The organism is Ekhidna sp. ABH4_415 (assembly GCF_056161305.1).
This window is the reverse complement of the sequence record NZ_JBSWYW010000005.1, coordinates 179690-200492: the sequence shown is the minus strand read 5'-3', so window position 1 is coordinate 200492 and position 20803 is coordinate 179690. Positions and strand designations below refer to the sequence as shown.

16 protein-coding genes are annotated in these 20803 nt (G+C 39.0%); 13 read left to right on the top strand and 3 right to left on the bottom strand.

Translation table 11 applies throughout. The features are described 5' to 3' along the window. The first annotated feature begins 26 nt into the window (after window positions 1-26). The 7 genes from ACXAH9_RS10155 (at window position 27) to ACXAH9_RS10125 (ending at window position 10881) form a co-directional block, all read left to right on the top strand. Complete coding sequence (locus ACXAH9_RS10155) at window positions 27-3407, top strand: coiled-coil domain-containing protein (protein ID WP_474894751.1); 3381 nt, start codon at window positions 27-29, stop codon at window positions 3405-3407. Beyond that, window positions 3400-3801, top strand: coding sequence for an ATP-binding protein (locus tag ACXAH9_RS10150; protein WP_474894946.1), 402 nt, complete (start codon window positions 3400-3402; stop codon window positions 3799-3801). Before ACXAH9_RS10155 ends, ACXAH9_RS10150 begins: the two co-directional genes overlap by 8 nt. Continuing rightward, the gene (gene ybeY / locus ACXAH9_RS10145) at window positions 3802-4221 is read left to right on the top strand and encodes an rRNA maturation RNase YbeY (RefSeq protein WP_474894750.1); all 420 of its coding nucleotides are present in this window, start codon (window positions 3802-3804) and stop codon (window positions 4219-4221) included. Window positions 4222-4282: 61 nt separating this feature from the next. Further along, window positions 4283-6148: a tRNA uridine-5-carboxymethylaminomethyl(34) synthesis enzyme MnmG gene (gene mnmG / locus ACXAH9_RS10140; protein WP_474894749.1), complete on the top strand. Its 1866-nt coding sequence runs from the start codon at window positions 4283-4285 to the stop codon at window positions 6146-6148. Then, complete coding sequence (locus ACXAH9_RS10135; RefSeq protein ID WP_474894748.1) at window positions 6148-7020, top strand: class I SAM-dependent methyltransferase; 873 nt, start codon at window positions 6148-6150, stop codon at window positions 7018-7020. Before mnmG ends, ACXAH9_RS10135 begins: the two co-directional genes overlap by 1 nt. Next, window positions 7017-8693 (top strand): Ig-like domain-containing domain, encoded by a 1677-nt coding sequence (locus tag ACXAH9_RS10130; protein ID WP_474894747.1) that lies wholly within the window; start codon window positions 7017-7019, stop codon window positions 8691-8693. Before ACXAH9_RS10135 ends, ACXAH9_RS10130 begins: the two co-directional genes overlap by 4 nt. Window positions 8694-9072: 379 nt before the next feature. Beyond that, window positions 9073-10881 (top strand): tetratricopeptide repeat protein, encoded by a 1809-nt coding sequence (locus ACXAH9_RS10125; RefSeq protein WP_474894746.1) that lies wholly within the window; start codon window positions 9073-9075, stop codon window positions 10879-10881. Here the strand turns inward: ACXAH9_RS10125 and ACXAH9_RS10120 are convergent. Then, window positions 10858-11328, bottom strand: coding sequence for an Lrp/AsnC family transcriptional regulator (locus ACXAH9_RS10120; protein WP_474894745.1), 471 nt, complete (start codon window positions 11326-11328; stop codon window positions 10858-10860). The two genes, ACXAH9_RS10125 and ACXAH9_RS10120, sit on opposite strands and share 24 nt — an antisense overlap. Window positions 11329-11460: 132 nt before the next feature. Here ACXAH9_RS10120 and ACXAH9_RS10115 point away from each other — a divergent pair, with 132 nt between their 5' ends. Next, window positions 11461-12708: a cystathionine gamma-synthase family protein gene (locus ACXAH9_RS10115; protein ID WP_474894945.1), complete on the top strand. Its 1248-nt coding sequence runs from the start codon at window positions 11461-11463 to the stop codon at window positions 12706-12708. A gap of 103 nt (window positions 12709-12811) precedes the next feature. Further along, on the top strand, window positions 12812-13426 hold the full coding sequence (locus tag ACXAH9_RS10110; protein ID WP_474894744.1) for a DUF4136 domain-containing protein: 615 nt from the start codon (window positions 12812-12814) through the stop codon (window positions 13424-13426). On the opposite strand, the gene ACXAH9_RS10105 is transcribed toward ACXAH9_RS10110, so the two are convergent. Continuing rightward, window positions 13423-13980: a hypothetical protein gene (locus tag ACXAH9_RS10105; RefSeq protein WP_474894743.1), complete on the bottom strand. Its 558-nt coding sequence runs from the start codon at window positions 13978-13980 to the stop codon at window positions 13423-13425. The genes ACXAH9_RS10110 and ACXAH9_RS10105 overlap by 4 nt on opposite strands. 89 nt (window positions 13981-14069) lie before the next feature. Here ACXAH9_RS10105 and ACXAH9_RS10100 point away from each other — a divergent pair, with 89 nt between their 5' ends. The 4 genes from ACXAH9_RS10100 (at window position 14070) to ACXAH9_RS10085 (ending at window position 19738) form a co-directional block, all read left to right on the top strand. Continuing rightward, window positions 14070-14567, top strand: coding sequence for a MarR family winged helix-turn-helix transcriptional regulator (locus tag ACXAH9_RS10100; RefSeq protein ID WP_474894742.1), 498 nt, complete (start codon window positions 14070-14072; stop codon window positions 14565-14567). A gap of 26 nt (window positions 14568-14593) precedes the next feature. Continuing rightward, window positions 14594-16975, top strand: coding sequence for a 3-hydroxyacyl-CoA dehydrogenase/enoyl-CoA hydratase family protein (locus tag ACXAH9_RS10095; protein WP_474894741.1), 2382 nt, complete (start codon window positions 14594-14596; stop codon window positions 16973-16975). Between the two features lie 29 nt (window positions 16976-17004). Continuing rightward, window positions 17005-18180, top strand: a complete 1176-nt coding sequence (locus ACXAH9_RS10090) for a thiolase family protein (protein WP_474894740.1) — start codon at window positions 17005-17007, stop codon at window positions 18178-18180. A gap of 100 nt (window positions 18181-18280) precedes the next feature. Further along, the gene (locus ACXAH9_RS10085; protein WP_474894739.1) at window positions 18281-19738 is read left to right on the top strand and encodes a M28 family peptidase; all 1458 of its coding nucleotides are present in this window, start codon (window positions 18281-18283) and stop codon (window positions 19736-19738) included. Between the two features lie 397 nt (window positions 19739-20135). Here ACXAH9_RS10085 and ACXAH9_RS10080 read toward each other — a convergent pair whose 3' ends face one another. Further along, a complete protein-coding gene (locus ACXAH9_RS10080; RefSeq protein WP_474894738.1) occupies window positions 20136-20795 on the bottom strand; it encodes a response regulator in 660 nt (219 codons plus the stop codon). Window positions 20796-20803: the final 8 nt, after the last annotated feature.

Here is a 20803-nt window from a genome sequence, read left to right as displayed (position 1 = left end):
TTGAATTGTCCGTTTACAATCGAACAATGAGTGAGTTAAAACAAATAAAGAAAAAGCTCGAATCTTTCAAGAAAAGATACTACACCCGACAGTTAGTAGTAGGATTTCTTGGATTTTTAATAATTAACGGTTCTTTCTTTCTGGGAATTAGCAGCTTGGAACATCAGTTTTGGCTTGGGGTAACAGGCCGGGCTATTTTATTCTTTGGTTTAGTGATTTGTCTTGTTTCATCCTGTTATTATCTCGTCGTTCAGCCAATTTTGAACATTCTACATGTCAATAAAGGACTATCTGATGAGCAAGCAGCAAGTGAGATTCAAAAACACTTTCCTGAAATTGAAGACAAACTGATAAATACCCTTCAGCTAGGACATAATGCCCATAACGCGCTTGTAGCTGCCGCCATTGACAAAAAATCTGCTGATTTCAACAGACTTTCATTTATTCAGGCAGTTGACTTCTCGCCTGTTAAGAAATATGCCTTGATTCTTCTTTTGTTAGTAGCTGGAATCACCTTTATCTCTTTCATAAACCCGACAATTATTACGGATAGCCCAAAGCGGATTGTAAACTTTAAAAAAGAATTTCAACCTAATGCTCCATTTAGTTTTCTTCTGGAAGAAGAACATTTGCTAGCATTCAGAGGTGAAGATTTCACGTTTTCAGTAAAGATCGAAGGAGAGCAGTTTCCTGAATATGCCACCCTAATTATCGACAATAAACGTCAAAACCGTCAATTTAAGCTTTCAAACGATCAGTTTCAATATGATTTTCCTAAAATTCAATCCAACAAACAGATACAAGTAGAAGCAGCCGGCTTCAGGTCACAGGTATATACTATTGAAGTAAAAGACCGACCTGATCTTGTTTCAATGCTCATTCGAGTATTAGAGCCCGGATATACAGGTGGCAAAAGGAGAACCATCGAAAATACCGGGAATCTAACATTACTGGAAGGGTCGTCCGTGCTATGGGAAATAAAAACACTGGCAACAGATAGTGCGAGATTCACCTTTAATAAAGAAAAAGCACACGTAACACGCACTACCACTAACGATTTTTCAGTTGAAAAACGAATTCTTAAACCAGGTGGATATAGCATAGACCTTTTTAATGAATATGGCCAGAATATTTCAGAGATAGGTTATAGCATAGATGTAATCAAAGATGAATATCCTGAAATAGCTGCACAATTCTTCCCAGACTCTGTTATGTATCGCTCCATAACATTAGCTGGTTCCATATCTGATGACTATGGTTTTTCCGGATTGTACATAAATTACAAGAAAGGAGAATCTGATAAGAGACATCAGATACCTATTGAAATAAACAAGCAGACTGGAAGTCAAAGTTTTTTTGCCAACTGGAACCTGGATAGTCTAGGCCTTAAAGCCGGAGAATCACTGGAAGTTTACTTAAGTGTTTTTGATAATGATGGGGTACATGGACCAAAACAATCGAGATCCAGATCATTCATACTAAAAACACCTAGTGAAGATGAAATCAGTGCATTAATTGCTGAAAAACAGGATAATGTTGAGAATCAACTTGATTCAAGCGAAAAGAAAGCTGAGGAGATTGCAGAAAGATTAGAAGAGATTGAGGAAAGAATGAAGTCTGAGCAAAAATTTGACTGGCAAGAGAAAAAGCTCTTGGATGATGTCATTGAAGATAGAGAAAAGCTCACTGAGCAAATTGAAGAACTTAAGAAGCAGCACGAAGACCTTTTAAAATCCAATCAGAAGTTTCAAAAACAAAGCCCTCAGCTGCAGGAGAAAAACGAAAAGCTGCAGGAATTATTCAACCAATTGATGGATGAGGAGACTAGAGAACTCTACGAGAAGCTGAAAGAACTGATGAGAGAAAATGCTCAGTCCGATCAAATCACAGAACAAATAAATGAGCTCAAAAAAGGTGAGCAAAATTTAGAACGCGACCTGGAACGTGCATTAGAACTGTTCAAAAGATTAAAGATGGAAAGTGCTCTGGAACAAAACCTTCAAAAACTAGACACGCTCAGTCAGCAGCAAGAAAAAGCTGCAAACGATCCCACAGATACTGAAGCGCAAAAAGATATCAATGAGGAGTTTGATGAGTTCAGAAAAAAAATGGATGAAATCCAGGAAATGAACCAGGAGTTAAAACGACCCGAAGCGATGGAGGACTTTGAATTGGAAGAAAGACAAATTGCAAAGGAACTTCGTGAAATTGAAGAAGAGATGAACGAAGAATCGGAACAGTCAGTAAATCAAAGCAACGAAGGGGAAAAAGGAGAATCTTCTGAGCAAAGTGATGAACAGCAACCCAACAGCGGCGAACAACAGCAAAAGCAGAAATCTTCAAAGAACATTCAGCAAAAGCAGAAAAATGCAGCTCAGAAAATGAAAAACCTGAGCCAAAAACTATCCAACATGCAAGGTGGGATGCAAATGGAGATGATGCAGGCCAATCTGGATCAACTCCGTGACATCCTTGATAATCTGGTAAAGCTGTCATTCAACCAGGAAGAGATCATGACTGAAATGAGAGAGGTTAACCAATCAGATCCAAGGTTTCTAGAACTTTCGCAAAACCAACTTAAACTGAAGGATGACGCGAAAGTGATTCAGGATAGTCTATTAGCTCTGGCATCCAAAGTTGTTCAGATTTCTTCCTATGTCACCCGCGAAGTAGGCGCAATCAATGAAAATATTGATGAGGCAATTGATTACCTCAAAGACAGAAACCGAAATCGTGCCCTATCTAGTCAACAATTTGCCATGACATCAATCAACAACCTGGCATTGCTACTGGATGACACGATGCAACAGATGCAGATGGCCATGTCAGAAGCCATGGGCAATTCCAGCTCTGGTGATAAAAAGCAGCCACAAGGAATGCCTGATCTTCAGGAATTGCAAAACCAGCTAGGTGAAAAAATGAATGAACTCAAAGGCTCTGGCAAATCTGGTCGTGAATTATCAGAAGAGCTTGCACGACTTGCTGCAGAACAGGAAATGATCCGACGACAAATGGAGATGCTGAAAGAAGCACAAGATGGCAAGCCGGGTGGAGGAGCTGGGTCAGACGATCTTAAGAGAGCCATTGATATGATGGAACAAAATGAAGTCGATCTGGTTAATAAACGGTTGACACAGCAATTGATCAACCGACAGAAACAAATTATGACACGAATGCTTGAGGCCGAGAAAGCACAAAGAGACCAGGAAATGGATGAAGAAAGAGAAGCCCAACAGCCTTCGGTTATATCAAGAGAAATACCCCCGGGCTTTGAAAAATACCTGGAATTGAAAAAGAAAGAGATTGAATTATTGAAAACTATCCCGCTGGAGCTAAATCAATTTTATAAAAAAGAAGTAAACGACTATTTTAGACGCTTAAGTTCAGAAGAAGAGAATGATCGATAACATTCAAATACAAATACCCTCACTCCCTGAAAACATCAGGATCGTAGAAAGCTTTATTGACAATGCAAAAGATCAATATCAGCTTAACGATGACATTTATGGCAACATCATGATTGCCGTAACCGAGTCAGTAAATAACGCCATTATCCACGGTAATCAATCAGACAGCAAGAAAAACGTTCATCTTCAGTTGGCGCTTGAAGAATCCCAAATCAAATTTATTGTTGAGGATGAAGGCACAGGGTTTGACTATAACAATCTCCCGGATCCTACTTTGCCAGAAAACATTAGCAAACCAGGTGGCCGTGGCATTTTTCTTATGAAGAATCTTTGTGATGAAGTATCCTTTAAAAAGGATGGCAGAGTAGCAGAGCTAAGTTTCTACCTTTCATAAATGATCAATTTCTTTAGCGAGGATATTGACTTTTCTTTATCAAACCCTCACATTCAAACTCAATGGATTTCATCCATCATTTCCTCACATAAGTATTCTATAGAGGAAATTAATTACATATTCTGTTCAGACGAATACTTACTAAAAATCAACCGGGAACATCTGAATCATGATTATTATACCGACATAATCACATTTGATAATTCAGAAGATACGCATGTAATAGAATCCGATATCTTTATCAGCATAGACAGGGTGAAAGAAAATGCTGAAAATCAAAAGGCATCATTTGGTCACGAGCTGAACCGGGTGATGATTCACGGTGTTTTACACCTCTTGGGTTTTGGGGACAAAACAGAAGAAGAAAAAAAGGTGATGAGAGAAAAAGAAGACGCCTGTTTATCTTTGCTCAAAAATTAAAGTTCCACGTGAAACATTGACTGGTGGATCTTATTTAAGTTCCACGTGAAACATTAAAATTATGCTTCAAGAATACGATGTAATTGTAGTAGGTGCCGGCCATGCGGGTTGTGAAGCTGCAGCAGCCGCTGCTAATATGGGATCCAAAACACTCTTGGTAACCATGAACATGAATACCATTGCACACATGTCGTGTAATCCTGCTATGGGCGGGATAGCCAAGGGTCAGATCATTAGAGAGATAGATGCACTAGGAGGCTATTCGGGTATCATTACTGATAAGTCGATGATTCAGTTTAGAATGCTGAACCGATCTAAAGGACCAGCAATGTGGAGCCCAAGAGCGCAATCCGATCGAATGCGGTTTGCAGAGGAGTGGCGTCTCGCCTTGGAAAAAATAGAAAACCTGGACTTCTGGCAAGAAATGGTTAGTGGTATCATCCTGAAAGATGGTAAAGCAATTGGAGTAAAAACGGGAATGGGTCTTGAGATAAAGGCCAAATCAGTCATCCTTACAAACGGTACATTCCTGAATGGGCTTATTCATATAGGTAAAAAGAAATTTGGAGGGGGTAGATCTGGTGAGCGAGCAGCCACCGGTATTACAGAACAGCTTGAAGAACTAGGGTTTGAATCTGGTAGAATGAAAACAGGCACACCGCCCAGAGTCGATGGTAGATCATTGGATTACTCTAAAATGGAAGAGCAGGAGGGAGATGAAATGCCAGGCAAGTTTTCTTACCTGGAATCTTCAAGGCCTTTAAGTCAACAAAGAAGCTGTCATATTACCTACACAAACCCTGAAGTTCATGAAATTCTACAAACAGGTTTTGAACAATCTCCGATGTTTACTGGGAGAATTCAGGGACTTGGACCTAGGTACTGCCCATCAATTGAAGATAAAATTAATCGTTTTGCAGAGCGAGATAGACATCAAATATTTGTAGAACCCGAGGGTTGGAATACCATTGAAATCTATGTCAATGGTTTTTCTACCTCTTTACCAGAAGAGGTGCAATTAAAAGCCTTGCAAAAGGTACCAGGCTTTGAGAAGGTAAAAATGTTCAGGCCAGGTTATGCTATTGAGTATGATTTCTTCCCACCAACACAGCTCTCCAATACATTAGAAACCAAGCTCGTTGAGAATCTATATTTTGCAGGGCAGATCAATGGTACTACCGGATATGAAGAAGCAGGATGCCAGGGATTAATAGCAGGTATAAATGCACACCTTAAAGTTCAGGAGAAAGAACCATTTATTCTGAAAAGAAATGAGGCATACATCGGTGTGTTAATAGATGATCTCATAAACAAGGGTACTGAAGAACCGTACCGCATGTTTACCTCGAGAGCTGAGTTTCGATTACTGCTAAGACAGGATAACGCAGACATCCGGTTAACAGAAAAGAGCCATAAAATCGGACTAGCAGATGATCTCCGACTGGAGCAGGTCAATAGAAAAATTAAAGAGACAGAAGACTTGAAATCTTTTCTTGAAAACACCAAGTTCAAACCAAATGATGTTGAGGACAAGCTATCCTCATTATCTTCTGCTCCAATAAAGGATAAGTCATCATTAGCAACCATCCTAAAAAGACCGGAAATATCCATATATGACTTCAAGATATTCTCTAAGGAAGCTGAAGAAACATTGAACCAATACAACTCAGAGATTATTGAACAAGCAGAAATACAAATAAAATATCAAACCTATATTGAAAGAGAACAGGAGAATTCCCAGAAAATGAACAATCTTGAAAATCTTAGAATCAAGAAGTCGTTCGACTACAATAAACTAACATCTCTATCTGCAGAAGCTAAGGAAAAATTACTAAAGATAAAACCGGAGACATTGGGTCAGGCTTCAAGGATAAGCGGCGTATCTCCATCAGATGTTTCAGTATTAATGGTTTATTTAGGTAGATAATGTACGAGAAACTTGAAGAGTGCCCCGTATGTAAACACTCACAATTCACCAATTATCTAATTTGCGATGATCATTCTGTATCAGGAGAAAGTTTCGCGCTAGTAAAATGCGATAAGTGTTCTCTAGTCTTTACTAACCCCAGACCCGAGCAAAATTCCCTTTCCGATTTCTATCAAAGCGATCAATACATTTCGCATACCGATAAAGGAAATTCCCTTATCAACTTTATTTATAAGCTAGTACGTAAATACACCATTACGAGAAAGATCAAGCTCATTCATAAACTCAATGGTGGGCAAGGATCTCTACTAGACTATGGATGCGGAACCGGTGATTTTATAAAGGCAGCTAATAAAAACGCTTGGCATGCTTATGGCTATGAACCAGACAAAGATGCGAAGAACATTGCATCCGTTAAAAATCCAGATAAGATCCTAGACAAAATAGAAAACCATGATGGACCTTTTGATATCATTACCGCCTGGCATGTCATTGAGCATGTATCTCAACTAAACAAAACAATTAAGAATTTAAAGAAAATACTAGCTCCAGATGGCTACCTTATCATTGCTTTACCAAATCATAAATCTTATGATGCAGCATACTATAAAAAATTCTGGGCCGGATATGATGTGCCAAGACATCTATATCATTTTGATCAGGAATCTATAAAATCATTTGCTTCGAAATTCAAACTTAAATTAATTCACACCTTGCCCATGAAGTTTGACTCTTTTTATGTATCCATGCTAAGCGAAAAATACAAGGGCAATGCCAATATGCTTAAGGCTATCAAAATAGGTCTAAAATCAAATAACAAGGCAAGCAAAACAAATGATTACTCAAGCTTGATTTACATCTTCAAGAAATGAAATACTTTCTCCAGCTCATTATCATTACCCTTTTATCAGTTACCGCATTCCATAGATGCGCAAATCCCGGGAGACCTACAGGTGGACCAAAAGATACCATTCCACCTATTTTAATAAATGCTATTCCAGTTTCTGGTACGACTAATTTCAAGGATCAGGTGATTGAGCTAGAGTTCTCTGAATATATCAATGCTGATAAAATTCAACAAGAATTAATCATCACGCCTAAAACAGATATCAGATATAAATCACTGGTCAAAAAGAATAGGCTTATTTTGAAATTGGACAAGGAACTAGAAGATTCAACAACATACTATTTCAATTTTGCAAATGGAGTAACAGATATCACAGAAAAAAATCCAGTAATCAATTTAGCCCTAGCATTTAGTACAGGGCCTTTTATAGATAGTATGTCTATTCGGGGATCTGTTGAAGAATTACTAACCAAAGAACCAGGGGAACAATATGTAGTTTCTCTCTATCCACATTCTGATACATTAGACTACTTTTCTCATGATCCCATGTATTTTACAACGGCTAATGATTCAGGTAACTACAAATTAAACTATCTAAAAAAAGGAAAATATAAGATTATCTCATTTAATGATGACAACAACAACTACAGGTTAGATCCAGAGACAGAAGCTCATGGTTTTATAACTGACATCATTAATCTTGATTCAGCAATGACGCTTCCAGTAATGCGATCTGTTCTACAAAATGTTAAACCACTGACACTTATAAATGTCAGACCAACAGGGAGATATGTTGAAATTAAATTCAACAAGCAGGTAGACAATTATGATATAACTCCCGAATACTTACAACATAATATTATAGGAGAGAACAAAGATATCATTCGACTATACAAACCAGAACAGGTAAACTATAAGGATTCACTTACATCATACATTACTGCGAATGACAGTCTGGGAAATCAAATTTTAGATACACTCAAATATGTATTTCTTGAATCCAATAGAAAACCATCAGGATTTTCATACACCGTTCCTTCCAGAATAAAAATCGAAAACAACCCAATAATTCCTATCCAATTTAACAAGCCAATAAATTCAATAAATGCGGATAGTATAATTATTAAAGCGGATAGCATATTTACCTTCTACCCACCGGTAAAATTAGATTGGAACACCAATCGTACAGAATTGAATCTTGAATTACAACTAAACAAAGACTCAATACTCCAAGCACTTGAAACTTCCATCCCAAAAGACACAATACTCAGTGACTCAACACTACAAAATCAAACAAGAACAGAACAGAGAAACCTGGAAATTGTATTGAAAAAGAATACATTTCTATCCGTTGAAAATGATTCATCAACAACCAAGACTATTTCATTTCAAAAGCCTCAATCAAAACCAACAGGCACACTACAACTAGAAATTCAGACAGCAAAAAACTCATTTACGCTACAACTACTTAACAAATCAGGTAAGGTCAAGTATCAAAGTAAAAACGAAAAGAAACTAAACCTTACATCCATCAATCCTGACACCTATCAGATTAGAGTACTTATTGACAACAATGAAGACGGTAAATGGACTTATGGTAATCTCCTAGAAAACCAACAACCAGAAGATGTTTTTCTCTATTCTGAAGAAATATCCATTCGTGAAAACTGGGTGGTAGAGATGAGTATAACATTCTAAACCTGTTAATAACTCGATAGTATTTAGTGGATAAGTTTAACTGGACATTGCTTAGATACTAATCCATTCATTCAATGGCTAATAACATCTAACAACTTTTGGGTTATAGACAATTTCTCAAATCAAATTATCTAACATTCTATTCACATCATTTAATATTACTTATCTACAATAAATCATAAAATACTTTAATTCAAATACTTAGATGTTGATACCTTGTGAAGGCACAATATTTAAGATAGACCTTATAAACAATCTGATTTTCCAAAAATTATTTAACAATCTTATCCACGTATCCACAGCCCTAATAATAAGAATAGTATTTAATTAAACTTTATATATATAATATAGGTATGTATATATGTTGAATCATCTCGGTATGTTTAGACAATTTCTTATTCACTTATTTATTCCATTCAATTTGATAATAGCTCAGCAGCATGATCAAATTCAATTGGCCAATGAATACTATCAGCAAGGTGAATTAGAAAAGGCGCAAATCCTATATGAGGAGCTCACTGAAAATCCATACAATCTTCAGCTGATTGCTAACAATTACCTCACACTGCTTAAATCCACAGGAGCATTTGATGATGCAGAAAAATTTCTTCAGAAGGCGATTAAGACCTTTCCATCTAACTTGCAATTTCAAGCAAATCTTGCCGCTGTATACAGTGAATCAGGAGAAACGGATAAACTAGATAAATTCATTAAAGATCTTAGGAAGCAATCTCGTGCTAATCCATTTCAATTAGGATTATTAGCACAATACATGGCCAACGAGCAACTATACAATGAAGCAATTTTGTTTTTCAAGGATTCTCGGGAAATAAGAAACAATCCAACTGTTCATGCGCTGGAACTAGCTTCTATTTATCGCATGGTCAATGATAAGTCGGCAATGATTGAGGAGTATCTAAACTATGCATCGGATAGTCCAAACCGATTGAGTTACATTAAAAATCTGCTTCAAAGCTTTATCCAGGAGGAAGAAGAATTGGATGAACTCGAATCAACTCTTATACGGAAAATGCAGGAAAACCCGGATGACACCAAGTTTGCCGAACTTCTGATATGGGTTGAATTGCAACGAAAAAATTTCTACGGAGCTTTTATACAGGCACGCGCAATAGATAAACGAACCGAAAGGCCAGGAGATCGCACCATGAGTATTGGCCGAATTGCCCTGGAGAATCAGGCTTATGAAGATGCAGAAGAAATATTCAGATACGTAGCTGTTACTTATCCGAATTCCAGAAACTATCAATACGCGAGAAGATTTTGGATGGAAGCCAAGGAGGAGAAAATCAAAAATACGTATCCCATCAACCAGGAAGAGATTAGAGAGCTTACTAAAAAATATGAACAATTATATACCGAGCTCTATCCATCTCAAACAGCATTCGATGCACTTCGAAGCAAAGCATTACTTCATGCATTTTACCTGGATGAAATTGATTTAGCAGCAAGGCTTTTGAACCAACTGGTTGATAATCCCCGAGCTGGGATTCAGCTGATATCAAAAAGCAAATTGGATCTAGGAGATATTTACCTTTTAAAAGGTGAACCATGGGAAGCAACTTTGCTCTATTCCCAGGTTGAAAAAGCATATAAAAGTCACCAGCTAGGGTATGATGCGAAACTTAGAAATGCACGGCTCCACTATTTTACAGGAAATTTTGCGCTGGCGAAAGGCCATCTTGATATACTGAAGAAAAATACAACCAGAGAAATTTCGAATGATGCCATTGCGCTCGGTATGCTGATTACTGATAATACTGCACTTGATACTACTGATGCGGTAATGCAGGAATTTGCAAACATTGAACTGTTGATTTTTCAGAATAAAAAGGAGGAAGCCAATGATCGTCTAACCAAAATGCTTGATCAATACATGCATCATTCAATAACGGATGAGATTTATTGGTTGAAATCAAAATTGGAACTAGAGGCAGGAAATCATGATTCAGCTATTAATCATCTAGATCAAATCCTCACGGGATATTCGTATGATATTTTAGCCGATGATGCAGCATTCAAAAAGGCGGAAATTTTCGATTTTCACATCAAAGATGTTGAGCAGGCAAAATCATTGTACCAACAATTTTTAATTGATTATCCGGGTAGTATGTATGTGGCCGAAGCGCGAAAACGATTCAGAAGATTACGCGGAGACTTCATCAACTAGTGGCAACACTGCAGTTTGCTTAATCTTTTTCAAAACCATCATGCTTTGAACCAATCGAATGTTGTTTAACCTGGCCAATTTCCGATTGACGAATTCTGCATATTCATCCATATCACGGACCAGCACTTTCACTAAAAAATCAAATGTCCCTGCCAGGTGATAACACTCCATTACTTCGCTGAACTTTTCAATTTCTAATTCGAATTCACGCAGGTACTCCGACTTATGAGATTCAAGGGTAACGGATGAAAAAACTTCAAACCCAAAACCAGCCTTCTTTGGATTGACAGATGCATGATATCCTGTAATCACGCCATTACGCTCCAGTCTTCTCAGTCGTTCGTAAATAGGTGTGATGCTCAGCCCCAACTCAGCGCTTAATTCTTTCATGGTAAGCTTGCCGTTTTGCTGAAGCATCGAAACCAGCTTTTTATCTATTTCATCCATATCCTTTTCTACTGCTCTCCGTAATTTTTTGAAATTATAGAAATAATATCTATTAAATTAAGTAATTATAGATGAATATTCTTTTTGAATTTTAATTCATGGATAAATCACTCACCTTAGCTACAAAATGTGATTGCTATGAAAAAGATGAGTCCTGAAAGTTTGATGATGTCGTATGGTTTCAAGCCTGAATTATCAGAGGGAGCGATCAAACCACCGATTTTTCAAACATCCACTTTCGTATTTCAAAGTGCCGAGCATGGCAAAGCATTTTTTGAACAGGCCTACGGCCTTAGGGAAAAAGATGAGGGCGAAGAGCTGGGACTTATCTACAGTCGATTAAACAATCCGGACCTTGAAATTTTAGAAAATCGGTTAACCCTGTGGGATCAGTCCGAAGATGCTGCGGTTTTCGAAAGTGGGATGGGAGCAATCACCACCACTTTGCTTCGATTTTTGGAACCGGGCGATTTACTTGTTCATAGCAACCCAATTTATGGAGGCACAGATCATTTTGTAAAACACGTTCTTCCGAAATTTGGCATTCATATTCTGGGTTTCGATCCGATGGATAGTCAGCAGGAAATAGAAAAACTAATTAAGGATTCTGGCCATGCTGATAAATTGAAAATGGTCTACGTAGAAACTCCAGCAAACCCAACCAACCAATTGGTTGATCTGGAAATGTGCCGCAAGATTGCTGATAATTTTCAGAATGGAGAAGAACGACCGGTTGTGGCTGTAGACAACACGTATATGGGCCCACTGTGGCAGCATCCGTTAAAGCATGGTGCTGATCTGGTGCTTTATTCTGCAACTAAATACATTGGCGGGCATAGCGATGTGATAGCCGGAGCATGTCTTGGAAGTAAAGAACACATCGCCATGATCAAAGAGATGCGTACATTTTTGGGAAACATGGCAGGTCCATGGACGGGTTGGCTTTTGCTTAGAAGTCTAGAAACATTAAAAGTCCGCATGGAGCAACAAGCCAGAAATGCAGCATGTGTTTATGAAGGATTAAAAGATCACCCCAAGGTGAAAACCATCCATTATTTGGGTGCTTTAAAGCCAGGAACTCGTCAGCATGAAATTTTTGAAAAGCAATACACTTCCGCAGGGGCCATGCTTTCAATAATTCTTGAGGGTGGGGAAAAGGAATGCTTCAAATTTTTGAACAATCTGAAATTGATCAAATTAGCTGTAAGCCTGGGAAGTACCGAATCATTGGCACAGCACCCTGCCACGATGACTCATGCAGGAGTGGATCCGGAGGATAGAAAGAAATATGGCATTTCCGATAATTTAGTGCGACTGTCAGTTGGTGTAGAAAATGCTGATGATCTGATCTGGGATATCAAGCAAGCACTTGATGCTTGATTCCACCAATTGCCAAAAAAGTTTTGAAAGATAGCTGACAAAGCATTTTATTAGCGGTTGGATTATTTAAAACAAAAAATGCTTTTTCGTAAATTTAGTATTTATGAAAAAGTCTATTCTATACTTTCTCGCAATCTGGTGTATTTCCGCCTGCACCACATATGATTACGTTGTAGATTCAGACTACAATTACAACGGTAAGTTTCACAGATACAAGACCTTTGATTTTGCTACTAATCAAAGTTTCGCTGGTTTGGTAGAAGATAAAGAAATCGTTGAAAGCAGCCTGAAGGGGATTCTTCAGGCATGGGGGTATAGGCAGAGAGAACGAAGACCTGATTTGGTTGTCGTTTACTCCATTTACTTTGATGAGTTGAATTTCCGAGGCTACTCTCAGCCAGAGTTTCGTGCATGGCTAAGACATAACTTTTCAAAAGAAAAGCTTTCAATTAGTGATGATTCATTATCTACTACAAATGATGAAAGAGAGACATATGCCCCTCATTTGAAAGAGGACTATGATAAAATCAAATATAATTTAAGAGAAGGCACCATTCTAATTTCTTTTCTGGATAGAAAGAGAAACCAAACTGTCTGGCAGGGATATGCTTCAGGTGTTTTTGGTATGGATGCTCAAAGAAACGAACGTGTAATGAAATCTGCTGTTATTCAGATTCTTGACGAGTATAAAATTCTCGCTTTCAGGGGTAATAGCTAAAGCAAAATTACGCTCGGTGGAGTCGGTTCCATCAGTGAAGGATCAGGTGAGAAGTGTTTATTCATAAAGCCATTCATTTCATCGATTGTTTGGTTCGATAGAAGAGGAAGTAACTCCTCCATCACCTCACCCGAAATCATGTACGGTGGATTATCAAGGTTAAGTTTTTTTCCTTTACAGTGTGCATAAATCTGATATTCGCTACAGCTTTCAACAGCTGTTTTTTTAATCATGCAATTTCTAAGATTCTCCTCCGGATCTTTTTCCTGCATTTCCAGCCTCGATTGAATATCCATGTTATCCTGAAAGTACTTCATCATCATTTCCCAGGATTCTTTAGAGATCTCCTTTCTCATCTTTTCAGCACAATCCATGCATATGGCATAATCGAACACCACATCTTTTGCGGAATACCCCTCATAATTCTTAACTGCTTTCTCTATGATATACTCGGTATCATCATCCAGCAGATATTTTTCACAATCAATGCATCGTTCGAATGGAGCCTTTGTCTCAAACGAATAAAAGTCTATGGGAATTCTATTATCGCTCATATTTCAAATCTAAAAGTAAAAGCTTGAGCAACGAAAAATAGTATGCATGCATAACAAATTTTACTATATTTGAAATATATAGTGCGATTATGAAAAGAGAAGAAACGGTTGACTATAATATCAAAGGTCTCTGGCATAGTATTTCCAGAATGTATAATCAATTCGGATCTCAGTATGATATCACAGCTTCTACCGGATTTGTTCTTTTGAACATTGATGTTGAAAATGGAACTCCAGCAACTAAGATAGCTCCACTTCTTGGGATGGAATCAAGAAGCCTAACCCGAATGTTAAAAGCGATGGAAGAGAAAGGTTGGGTTTATCGGGAAAAAGACCCAACAGATGGAAGATCCGTTCGAATATTTTTATCAGATGTTGGAAAGGAGAAAAGAGAGTTATCCAGAAGAGCTGTCAGAGAATTTAATGCAAAGATCAGATCACTTATTGACAAAGATCGTTTAAATACATTCTTTGAGGTGGTCCAGGAGATAAGTGAAATTGTTGAGGATCCATCTTTGTTTAATAAGGTAGCAGAGCAAATTTCAACCGAATTTGCAAATGCAGGACTCGTACAAAATCATAAATAATAAATCGTCAATACATAAACCTAAATATGAAACGAACCATTAAGAAAGCAGCAGTCTTAGGATCCGGAATAATGGGATCAAGAATAGCCTGCCACTTTGCGAATATCGGAGTGGAGGTCGTTTTGCTTGATATCGTACCCAGAGATTTGGATGATAAAGACAAAGACAACCCGGCCGCCAGAAATAAACTGGTGAACGAGGCACTTCAAACAGCTATCAAATCAAATCCTTCACCACTCTACGATAAGGATAAGGCACGGTTGATAGAGACAGGAAACTTTGATGATGATCTATCCAAAATCAAAGAGGTGGATTGGATCATCGAAGTAGTCGTGGAAAATCTGGATATAAAAAAATCACTTTTTGAAAAAGTTGAGAAAGAAAGAAAACCAGGAACTCTTATTACTTCCAACACTTCAGGTATTCCAATCCATTTGATGTTGGAAGGAAGAAGCGAAGATTTTCAGAAACATTTCTGCGGAACTCACTTTTTCAATCCTCCAAGATATCTGAGATTGTTGGAAATTATCCCGACGGAAAAGACAGACCCTGAAATTGTAGACTTCTTCATGAGATATGGAGACCTCTATCTGGGAAAGGAAACAGTATTGTGTAAAGACACGCCGGCATTCATCGCGAACCGAATCGGTGTTTATTCAATGATGTCTGGTATGCATGCCATTTCGGATACGGACTTCTCAGTAGGAGAAATCGATAAACTAACAGGTCCGGTAATTGGAAGAGCAAAGTCGGCTACTTTCCGAACTTCGGATTTGGTTGGGTTGGACACCACAGTAAATGTGGCGAACAACCTACATGCCGCACTTGATAAAGATGAATCAAAAGATCGATTCAAGCTACCAAAAATTGTAAAGGAACTTCATGAAAGAAAGTGGCTTGGAGATAAAACCCAGCAAGGGTTTTACAAAAAAGTAAAAGAGAATGGCAAGAAAGAAATTCTAGAGCTTAACCTCAAAACTTTCGAGTACGAGCCTAAGAAAAAATCAAAACTTGATATTCTTGATAAGACAAAAAACATTGAGGATTTAAATAAGCGATTGCAAATTGCTATTTCCCTGAAAGGACCAGAAGGAGATTTTTATAGAAAAACCTTCTTTGATCTTTTCAAGTACTGCACGTATCGAATTCCTGAAATAGCGGACGAGCTATTCCGAATTGACCAGGCTGTGTCAGCTGGATTTGCATGGGAAATGGGCCCATTCGAAACCTGGGATGCTATGGGCTTGAAAGATATCCTTACTCAAATGAAACAGGCAGGCGAAGAGCCAGCCTCATGGGTACAGGAAATGGTAGATGCTGGATTCGAAAGCTTCTATACCTATGAGAAAGGAAAGAAAATGTTCTACGATATTCCTTCCAAGTCATACAAAGTAATACCCGGAACAGAAGGCTTGATCTTCCTGGATGCATTCAAGGAAAACAACATCGTTTGGGAGAAACCTGGCGCAACGATCTATGATATTGGAGATGGTGTGTTGAACCTGGAGTTCCACACAAAGATGAACTCGGTGGATGCAGATGTGATCGAAGGAATCAATACGGCCATTACCATGGCAGAAAAAGATTATCGTGGAGTAGTTATTGGTAATGAAGGGCAACAGTTTTCGGCAGGAGCGAACCTGGCTATGTTATTCATGTATGCGGTAGATCAGGAATTTGATGAGATCGACCTGATGGTGCGCACCTTCCAAAACACGATGACAAAAGCACGCTTCTCGAGTGTTCCTGTCGTTGCAGCAACCTCAGGCCTTGTCTTAGGAGGGGGTTGTGAGCTTTCACTTCATTGTGATGCCGTTCAGGGGCATGCTGAATCATATGTTGGTCTGGTAGAAGTGGGAGTAGGCCTGATCCCTGGAGGAGGAGGAACCAAGGAAATGACCCTTCGTGCAGCTGATGAATACACACCGGGCGACCCGGAACTGAATACGCTTCAGGAGTATTTCATGAATATTGCAACAGCGAAAGTTGCCACTTCTGCAGCTGAAGCTAAGACCATGAATATTTTCAGAGAAAGTGATGAAGTAACACTTAACAGAACCCGCCTTTTGACTGACGCAAAAGAAAAAGTACTGGCTTTGGCTGATGCAGGGTATACACAGCCGGTTCCTAGAAACAATGTAAAAGTTCAAGGCAAAGCAGCTTTGGCCATGTTTTACGCAGGAATCGAAGGAATGAAGTATGGATCCTACATTTCTGATCATGACAAAAAAATCGGTCAGAAACTGGCATGGATCATGGCGGGTGGAGATATTTCTGCACCGACAGAAGTTTCCGAACAATACTTGCTGGACCTGGAGCGCGAAGCTTTCTTGAGTCTTTGCGGTGAGCCAAAAACATTGGAGCGAATCCAGAGCATTTTATTCAAAGGCAAGCCTTTGAGGAACTAAGAATTGTTAAAAGATTAAAAGAAAATATTATGAACGCATATATAGTAGCAGGATATAGATCGGCGGTAGGGAGAGCCAAAAAAGGTGGCTTCCGATTTTATCGTCCGGATGATCTGGCCGCAGATGTGATCAAGCATCTGGTAGGTTCGGTCAAAGACTTTGATGCCACGCGAGTGGATGACCTGATTGTAGGAAATGCCATTCCGGAAGCTGAACAAGGATTGCAGATGGGGCGATATATCTCACTCCTTTCTTTGCCGATCTCAGTACCGGGAATGATTATCAATAGATATTGTGGATCCGGTTTAGAGGCTATTCATTTAGCATGTGCTCGAATTCACTCTGGCACGGCCGATTGCATCATTGCAGGAGGAACAGAGTCCATGTCTTTGGTTCCGATGATGGGATACAAAGCGGCACTTAACTGGAAGATTGCAGAGAAGAATCCGGAATATTATTTGAACATGGGTCTTACAGCTGAGGAGGTTGCTAAGGATTTCAACATTTCCGCAGAAGACTCCAACAAGTTTGCAATGGAATCACATCAAAAAGCAGCCAAGGCAATCAAAGACGGAAAGTTTAAAGATGAGATTGTTCCAGTAACTGTTGAAGAGACCTATGTTGGTGAAGACGGAAAACGACACAAAAGAGAATTTGTCGTGGATACTGATGAGTGTGTTAGAGAAAACACCACTATGGAAGGTTTGGAAAAACTTCGTCCGGCGTTCAAGCAAGGTGGACAGGTAACCGCAGGAAACTCTTCCCCTACTTCTGATGGAGCAGCCTTTGTGATGGTGATGAGTGAAAAGATGGTGAAGGAGCATAATCTGGAGCCAATTGCTCAAATGATCAGCTACACCGCTGCAGGTGTCGATCCGCGCATCATGGGAATTGGTCCGGTCGAAGCAGTGCCAAAAGCGTTGAAGCAGGCAGGCTTAAAACAAGATGACCTTGACCTGATCGAGTTGAATGAAGCATTCGCAGCACAATCATTGGGAGTAATAAGAGGATTGGATTTGGATACAAGCAAACTGAATGTTAATGGTGGAGCTATTGCTTTGGGTCATCCGCTTGGGTGCACAGGAGCGAAGCTTTCTATTTCATTGTTCAACGAGATGAGAAGAAGAAAAAGCAAATACGGAATGGTCACCGCTTGTGTAGGTGGCGGACAGGGAGTGGCAGGAATATATGAGCTGCTGAACTAAACTTAAGAGTTGGTTATAAATGAATGGGTCATTTGCCTTTTGGTGGATGGCCTTTTTTATTTAATGGATGAATTATCTTGTGCGAAATTTTTTAAAGGATATGAAAAAAATACTAGCCCTATTATTTATCGTTTGTTCGTTTTTCACATTTGCTCAATCCGATATGGAGCTCGCAAAGCAAACGGTTGATCAAAACCTTATCAAAAGTCACATTGGCTTTCTAGCATCTGATGAGCTGAAAGGAAGAGACACTCCTTCTGAAGGATTGAAGATTGCTGCTAAATACGTTGAAAGTCGGTTTGTAGAGTATGGAGTAAAGATTGCTCCTGGTATGGACAGCTACTTTCAGAGCGTGCCAATGAAAAAGGTTAGTCCTCCAACTTCGGGCACCCTTACCCTGGCAGAATCTAAATATAACCTTGCTGATGATTTTATCTTGATGGATGGAGACAACATTGAGCTTTCCGCGGAGTTTGTTTTTGCTAACTATGGCATGGATGAAGACTTGCAAGGTTTAGATATTGAAGGAAAAATTGTTGTAGCACTTTGTGGCGATGGCCAAAGCGATAGCCCTCAGCTTTGGTTTGGCCAGTCGTCTGCTAAGCGAAAAAAGATTTCTGAATTGGGCGGAGTAGCATTAGTGGAGCTCTATAATTCAACGCAAATACCATGGAACTTCCTCGTCAGGTATTTTTCAGGCGATCAAATTATTCTGGACGAAGGTAGTGATGATCAAAATACAATAACCCACTTATGGATGAATCGACCAGCTAACGAAATTTCGAAATCTGGAGATGCTTCGGTCACAGTTGCAGGAGCAAAGAATGAAAAATTCAATTCGCAAAATGTGGTCGGTTATATCGAGGGCACAGATAATAAATTAAATGATGAGTTTATCGTGTACTCGGCCCATTATGATCATGTGGGAGTAGGCAAGGCCAATGCGGAAGGAGATAGCATCTACAATGGTGCTCGTGACAATGCGGTAGGGACAGTTACTGTTTTGACAGCAGCACAAAACCTTGCTAAAAACCCAACGAAGCGGTCGGGTCTTTTTGTCTTGTTTACAGGGGAAGAAAAAGGTTTGCTTGGTAGCAAATGGTTTGTAGATAATTCACCGATTGCTCTGGAAAAAATGGTTTATTGTTTTAATTCTGACGGAGCAGGGTATAACGATACCTCAAAAGCAACGATCGTTGGGCTTGCAAGAACAACAGCAGAGGAAATGATTGTTGAAGCGTGTAAAGCGTTTGGTCTTGAAGCGATTGGTGATCCGGTCCCTGAGCAAGGACTATTTGATAGGTCTGATAATGTGCGATTTGCTTCAAAGGGGATTCCGGCTCCTACATTTAGTATGGGCCTTACTGCATTTGACGATGACATAAACAAATACTATCATCAGGCAGCTGACAACCCTAATACGCTTGATTATGCATATCTGGAAAAGTTCTTTCGAAGTTATGTTTATGCATGTCGCATGATAGGAAATGCTAAAAAAGCACCATTTTGGGTAAAAGGCGATAAATACTACGATGCAGGAAAAGCACTTTATAAATAGTTGCTCAAAAATTGATATAAAAAGACAAAAGGCCCTCGCAAGGGCCTTTTGTCTTTACAGGGATTAGTGGTGTATTTGGATTTTACTAAAACTCTTTAATTGAAAATACCAGGGAGTCCACTATGTGAGTGAGATAGTTGGCAAACCAAAGGATTAAGCGAAAACCTTGGACTCCCGGTATCTTCATAGATTAACCATCAACCTAAGAGCATATCATCTATTGTTTGTAATAAATGACAATATGAAATTAGTCATTCGATTTGTCTCAAAATATGGATAATGAGCCAGTAAAATACTAGTTGAAAGTTAAGTGATTGATATATAGTGCTTTATGAACACAAACCACTCGTAGGTTTACCCATTTCTAGGTAGTAGAATACCCAAAAGTGGGTATACCCTAAAATGAAGCAATTCCATTCTGAAATGCGAACTTCACCAGCCCGACGGCATTTTTAGCTTTTGTTTTCTTCATAAGGTTTTTGCGGTGAGTATGCACAGTCTGTTCACTTAAAAATAGCTTTTCGCTAATTTCTTTCATGGTAAGTTCCTGGCAGATTAGTTGTAAGATTTCGATTTCTCGAGGACTTATATCTGCTCGCCTGGCTACTCCTTTATTGAGTCCGTCTTTTTGCACTTTCTTATGTAGTGCCTTTGAAACAAGCTGATTGTAGTAAAAATCGTTATTTACTACGGAGATGATGGCCTTATGCACCTCGTCGGGTTCTGCATTTTTCAATAAGTAACTATGAACACCGATTTCAATCAAATCAGAGATGATTTGGAGTGAATCATGCATGGAGATCATGATAATTTTTACATCGGGGTGCTTTGCTGTGATCTTTTTAGAAGCCTCCCACCCATCCATCACAGGCATTTCCAGGTCTAGCAGCAATAGATCAAAGTTCTTGTCATTCAGTTTTTCCAAAGCCTCTTTGCCATTTTCAGCTTCCTCTACACTCCCTACTTCCTCAAAAGACTGTAAAAGCATCATGGTACCACGACGAAATAGCGTATGGTCATCGGTGACCAAAATGTTTAGCTTATCTGTTTGACTCATCTCACTCG

Bases quoted from the DNA above. Each gene is read 5' to 3' on its own strand.
- ACXAH9_RS10155 (WP_474894751.1), top strand. From the start codon at position 27: ATGAGTGAGTTAAAACAAATAAAGAAAAAGCTCGAATCTTTCAAGAAA.
- ybeY (WP_474894750.1), top strand. From the start codon at position 3,802: ATGATCAATTTCTTTAGCGAGGATATTGACTTTTCTTTATCAAACCCT.
- mnmG (WP_474894749.1), top strand. From the start codon at position 4,283: ATGCTTCAAGAATACGATGTAATTGTAGTAGGTGCCGGCCATGCGGGT.
- ACXAH9_RS10135 (WP_474894748.1), top strand. From the start codon at position 6,148: ATGTACGAGAAACTTGAAGAGTGCCCCGTATGTAAACACTCACAATTC.
- ACXAH9_RS10130 (WP_474894747.1), top strand. From the start codon at position 7,017: ATGAAATACTTTCTCCAGCTCATTATCATTACCCTTTTATCAGTTACC.
- ACXAH9_RS10125 (WP_474894746.1), top strand. From the start codon at position 9,073: ATGTTTAGACAATTTCTTATTCACTTATTTATTCCATTCAATTTGATA.
- ACXAH9_RS10120 (WP_474894745.1), bottom strand. From the start codon at position 11,328: ATGGATGAAATAGATAAAAAGCTGGTTTCGATGCTTCAGCAAAACGGC.
- ACXAH9_RS10110 (WP_474894744.1), top strand. From the start codon at position 12,812: ATGAAAAAGTCTATTCTATACTTTCTCGCAATCTGGTGTATTTCCGCC.
- ACXAH9_RS10105 (WP_474894743.1), bottom strand. From the start codon at position 13,980: ATGAGCGATAATAGAATTCCCATAGACTTTTATTCGTTTGAGACAAAG.
- ACXAH9_RS10100 (WP_474894742.1), top strand. From the start codon at position 14,070: ATGAAAAGAGAAGAAACGGTTGACTATAATATCAAAGGTCTCTGGCAT.
- ACXAH9_RS10095 (WP_474894741.1), top strand. From the start codon at position 14,594: ATGAAACGAACCATTAAGAAAGCAGCAGTCTTAGGATCCGGAATAATG.
- ACXAH9_RS10090 (WP_474894740.1), top strand. From the start codon at position 17,005: ATGAACGCATATATAGTAGCAGGATATAGATCGGCGGTAGGGAGAGCC.
- ACXAH9_RS10085 (WP_474894739.1), top strand. From the start codon at position 18,281: ATGAAAAAAATACTAGCCCTATTATTTATCGTTTGTTCGTTTTTCACA.
- ACXAH9_RS10080 (WP_474894738.1), bottom strand. From the start codon at position 20,795: ATGAGTCAAACAGATAAGCTAAACATTTTGGTCACCGATGACCATACG.